The organism is Rhodoferax sp. RT5P35, from assembly GCF_056521385.1.
Genome location: NZ_JBWMAX010000168.1, coordinates 1 through 1,327, shown reverse-complemented (window position 1 = coordinate 1,327; position 1,327 = coordinate 1). Strand labels below are relative to the sequence as shown.

The window sequence follows — 1,327 nt, the reverse complement described above, 5'->3', positions numbered from 1 at the left end:
TTTACCAGGTACTGGCTCTGGGGCGTATCCAGGGCATGGTGATCGAACCCTTCGACGTGGGCGATGTACAGGCCCGGCAGATCAAGGACACGACCCAGATCATCGAGTTCAACGACCCTCCCGTGCCGCACGGGCTCATCATGTCCAGGAAATCCATTGCCTCTGCCGACATCGCCAAGTGGCAGGCGGTGGTGCAGTCCTTGCGCAATGACGGTACGGTGCTGCGGATCTTTGAGAAGTATTTCCCGCCTGCACTGGCCCGCGAGATGGTGGTGTTTTGAGATTGAAGCGCCCCGACAACTGGCTTCACCACCTCGGCGGATCGGTGCTGGTACTGGCGTTGTCGTTGGGCACCACCTGGTGGCTGTGGCAGTTTGAAACCCGCAACGCCGAGCTGGACCACCGCGCGCGTGCGGATGCCAATGTGCAGGCCTTTGCCAGCCGGGTGGAGCAGCGCATGCGCGCCCAGGAGCAGGTGCTGCGCGGCGTGCAGGGCCTGTTCGCGGTAGGGATGCCGGTGGGGCGAGAAGCCTTCAGCCGTTACGTGGAGGCCTTGCAGCTCGGGGCCGATGTATCCGGGGTGGTCGCGCTGGGCTGGGTGCCGCTGGTCGGTGCGGCGGAACTGCCCGCCCATATGGCCGGTATGCGCGCCCTGGGCGCTGGCTACGCGCTCGCGCCCGAAGGTGTGCGCCCCGAGTACGCCCCGCTGGTGCAACTGGAACCGGCTTTGGATGCCAAGCTGGGCCCGCTCGGCCAGGATTTGCTGGTCGATGCCGTGTACCGGACCACCATGGAGCGCGCGCGCGATTCCGGGGCGGCGGCCATTACCGGCAGGCTCAGTCGCACGCTGCAAAACGGTACCGATGTCCGGGTGGGGTTTGCCATGTTCATGCCGGTCTACCGCCCCGGGGCACCAACCGATACCGTGGACGCTCGGCGTGCCGGTCTGATGGGTTGGGTGGTGGCACCGTGCCGCATGGATGTGTGGATGGCAGGGCTGCCGGGTGTGGAGACCAGTGGTGTGGACGTGCGTATTTTTGACGGCATAGAACTCAGCAACCAGTCGCTGCTGTTCGACTCCAATCCCATCCCCTTGCCCAAAACCCAGGCCTCGGCCGACACCCTGGAGTATCTGCAGGTGGGAGGCCGCACCTGGACCCTGGCCATGGTGGAGCACGCCGATGCAGCCGCTTCACCGGCCCACCACAAGGCGCAGATGATTGCCCGCAACGGCATGGTCCTGAGTGGTGTGTTGGCCCTGCTGGCCTGGGTGCTTCTGAGCGACCGTGCACGCACCGTCATCATGGCCACCCAGATGACCACCGAA

Annotated in this window: 1 protein-coding gene and 1 pseudogene; both read left to right on the top strand. The window is 65.3% G+C overall.

From position 1 onward, the window contains the following. A pseudogene (locus AC097L_RS24660) lies at positions 1-281 on the top strand (ABC transporter substrate-binding protein); the annotation flags it as partial. A gap of 2 nt (positions 282-283) precedes the next feature. After that, the coding region (locus AC097L_RS24655) for a CHASE domain-containing protein (protein ID WP_479589351.1) at positions 284-1,327 on the top strand (1,044 nt) is incomplete at its 3' end.